2 protein-coding genes are annotated in these 2,758 nt (G+C 39.4%); both read right to left on the bottom strand.

What is annotated here, in order from left to right:
• Nucleotides 1–261: 261 nt before the first annotated feature.
• Entirely contained in the window at nucleotides 262–1,011 is a 750-nt protein-coding gene (locus HC723_RS16635; protein ID WP_190339879.1) for an alpha/beta hydrolase, read from the bottom strand.
• Nucleotides 1,012–1,144: 133 nt separating this feature from the next.
• Complete coding sequence (locus tag HC723_RS16630; RefSeq protein WP_140929975.1) at nucleotides 1,145–2,347, bottom strand: IS256-like element ISSod4 family transposase; 1,203 nt, start codon at nucleotides 2,345–2,347, stop codon at nucleotides 1,145–1,147.
• Nucleotides 2,348–2,758 lie beyond the last annotated feature (411 nt).

Below are 2,758 nucleotides of genomic sequence, written 5' to 3'. Positions count from 1 at the left end.
AAGATGTCGCCTAATGACGAGAATGAACAGTTATCAACTCAATCGAATAAGTTTTAGTAGGGTAAACGCACGTCCTCTCAATTGTGCAGAGTATTTAATCTAAATGTTTTTGGGGCATTTTTGAGCTAAAAAATGCCACGCGTAAAAATTCAGGTTGTGATGTTTTTGGACAGAAACCACTTAGTAAAGTCATGCTAAGAGATGGCGTCATGTGGGATGAAAATTTTGCTAAAAATTAGTTATTGACACCATAGTCGTTTGTTAGGTTTTGGTTTTCAGGGACATACATGGAGTTCCTTTAATGAAACTAGCAACAATGCGGATAGTTTTTTGCTTCATCTCATTTGTTCCATAGTCCGTAAAATCCATATGTTTGGATGCAGGAATTTCAACAATACAACTGTCATAGAGCTGTTGTTCTTCTATTGTCGGCAGTATCCCAATCTTTGTTGGGTACTCCGGTGATCTAAGCGATAAAACTCTGATTTTACTTGTTTTTGGTAATGTAACTCTCTTATGGTCTAAAGTAATAAGTTGGGAAATATAACTTTTATTTTCATTACTCAACCAAGTGGAAATGTCGCCGCCGTTAGAATGCCCAACCAAAGTTAAATTATTAAAATTATACGACGCAAAACGCAAAGCTAATTCTTCTTGGAGAAAATCTAAAGTCTGTGCTCCTCGACTCCAGTTTTCTATACGTGTCTGATACAAATCACCTGTTTTCGACAACGGAGGGTCATTCGGCAGTTCGTGGTCTACTGCGATCGTCATATACCCAAGTTCATTCAAGGCGTCAGAGAGGAATTTGTACTTTTGAAAAGGCACTCGATTACCGGCACTTATGAATGCGACATTGCACTGCTTTTCCAGAGAACAGACCGTGGGATATAGTGGTAAACCAATCTCAAGAGGAATAGAACGATCTCGCGACGAGTCATATACAACAAGAGGTTCGGCATTAGCCATGAAAGATAACGCCGAAAGAAACAGACCCAAAATACGCTTCATAAAGATCCCTAATTAAAACATTATGACGAAAAACCTAACAATTTAATAGACGGAAAAAACCCTTATAGTCTTTTCGTCTATATTCTCAATCACTGTTTGGGAGGGCGTTCAAAATTCTGTGTCAGGCTAATTTTTAAATTTCTAGCACGCTATCTAAACGCCCTTCAAAATAAATCGCTAACTGAGATAAACAAAGGCTCCAATTGTGGATTGGCATGGTCCATTTATCTGAGGCGTTTAATATGCCTGCATAAAGTAGCTTCAACAAGCTATTTTCATTAGGAAAAGCACCTTTGGTTTTGGTGAGCTTTCTAAATTGGCGATGTACCGCCTCAACTGCATTGGTCGTGTAAATCACTTTCCTGATATGTTCTGGGTACCTAAAATAATGGGACAAATTATGCCATTTGCGACGCCAAGAGTTGATTACCAGCGGATAAGCATCACCCCATTTGGCCTCCAGTTCGTCCAATGCCATCTCTGCGGCTTCTTTACTCACGGCTCGATACACAGGCTTTAAATCAGCCATAAACGCTTTCTGATGTTTTGAGGCGACATACTTCATTGAGTTGCGGATCTGGTGGATAACACATAGCTGTGTTTCCGTATTAGGGAAGATACTGGCTATCGCCTCAGGGAAACCGGTCAAGCCGTCAACACAGGCGATAAGAATATCTTTTACACCACGATTATTAAGATCGGTCAGTACGGATAGCCAGTAATTAGCGCCTTCATTTTCGGATAAATGAAGCCCTAAAATTTCCTTTTTTCCTTTCATATTAAGCGCTAACAATGTGTAAACGGCTTTACTGACGTAACGCCCATCCTCTTTGACTTTATAATGTATCGCATCAAGCCAAACGATAGGATAATGGCTATCTAATGGGCGCTGTTGCCACGCTTTAAGTTCGGGGATGAGTTTATCAGTGATAGCACTGACTGTTGCGTTAGATACATTGATCCCATACATATCTTCAACATGTTGATTAATATCGCGATAGCTCATACCTATACTGAACATCGATAACACTTTACGTTCGATTTCATCGGTTAGCGTAGTTTGATTTTTCTTAATCAACTGAGGTTCAAAAGTGCCATTGCGGTCTCTAGGGGTGTCTAACTCAAAGTTACCGGACGGATGCTTAATGGTCTTAGGGGTTTTGCCATTTTTACGATTAGGCAGAGGATCATGCGCTAAATGCTGCTCAAGCTCAGCCTGGAGAGCCGCTTCAGTGAGTTGCTTGATCAGTGGACCAAGAATGCTGTCTTTACCTGTGAGGCTTTTACCTGACTGCAGATCTTTAAGGGCTTGTTCGAAGTTAAAAGGTTGGGTCATGTGTCATTCCTGTTTTTGAATATTTTACTGAAATGACACAGAATTATGAACACTACCCTGTTTGGAACAGCAAGTTAAATAACTAAATTTATTAATAAAGTAAGATTTATCTCAGATTCATAGACGAGATTTCTAACTAAAAATCCAATTATTCTAATTTTAAACTATGCAGAATTAGAAACATTTAACATGAGAAAGTATCTGGACAAAGCTAATCTTTGTGGCACCTCCTAACTTGCTTTGGGGCAAGGACGTGTTTGTCGAGATCGACGTCAACACGTCTTTGGACAAAAGCACGTTAGAGTATGGATACTAACGTGCCAAAATTGGATTAGAAAAAGTATCTTGAAGCCTTAAATGCTTGTTAGGTTTATATTTCATTGCTATTGATTAATCAAGACAGAGCCCCCA

Source organism: Vibrio sp. S11_S32 (assembly GCF_014694465.1).
Classification (GTDB): domain Bacteria; phylum Pseudomonadota; class Gammaproteobacteria; order Enterobacterales; family Vibrionaceae; genus Vibrio; species Vibrio algicola.
The sequence above is the reverse complement of the archived record's forward strand: the minus strand, read 5'-3'. Positions and strand labels throughout refer to the sequence as shown.

Coding starts and splice junctions, on each gene's coding strand:
- HC723_RS16635 (WP_190339879.1), bottom strand. CDS start 1,011: ATGAAGCGTATTTTGGGTCTGTTTCTTTCGGCGTTATCTTTCATGGCT.
- HC723_RS16630 (WP_140929975.1), bottom strand. CDS start 2,347: ATGACCCAACCTTTTAACTTCGAACAAGCCCTTAAAGATCTGCAGTCA.